This window comes from Vibrio sp. 2132-1, from assembly GCF_033344315.1.
The window spans coordinates 1-625 of sequence record NZ_JAWPON010000490.1; the positions used below are offsets into that span (position 1 = coordinate 1).

The 625-nt window shown below is 47.0% G+C and carries 1 protein-coding gene; it reads right to left on the reverse strand.

Annotated elements, in window-relative coordinates; translation table 11 throughout:
* Positions 1-625, reverse strand: a 625-nt coding sequence (locus R8N47_RS26225; protein WP_318186233.1) for an SDR family NAD(P)-dependent oxidoreductase, incomplete at both ends; no start/stop codon positions are given.

A 625-nucleotide genomic window follows, 5' to 3' on the forward strand; every position in this document is an offset into this window, starting at 1 on the left:
CGAGGACACGAGTGGGTAATAATCGTTTCAAAATCGCAAACAACTTGGTTGGTGTCGTAATGCGATAGCGAATTTTAGGTTTATTGCTGGTTAGTGCGTGAAGAACGGGTTCGATACAAGCTTCTGCGGGCAGCACGAATCGATTATTCGATTTATCGTTATCTAAGCGCTTTTTCTGTCCTTCATACGCGATACGGTGAGGGCTTGAATCTACGTCAATCCATTGCTCAAAAGCGAGCAGAGCGTTGTGTCTAAATTGCGTTTCAATGGGGCCGGGCTCTATCAACGCCACTTTGATGTCGGTATCAGCAAGTTCGAGCCGTAATGTATCTGTCCACCCTTCTAGGGCAAACTTTGAGGCGTTGTACGCCCCACGATACTTCATTGCGGCAAAACCCAAGACGGAACTGTTTTGAATAATGCGTCCTTCACCCTGAGCACGCATAGTGGGTAGTACCTCTTGAACCAATTGGTGCCAACCAAAAAAGTTGGTTTGAAATTGCGCTTTCAATGCTTCGGTAGGCAGATCTTCTAATGCACCGGGCTGACCATATGCGCCGTTATTGAACAGGGCATAAAGCTGGCCTTGAGCCAATTCAATCGCTTGTTTTGCGCCACTAGTGAT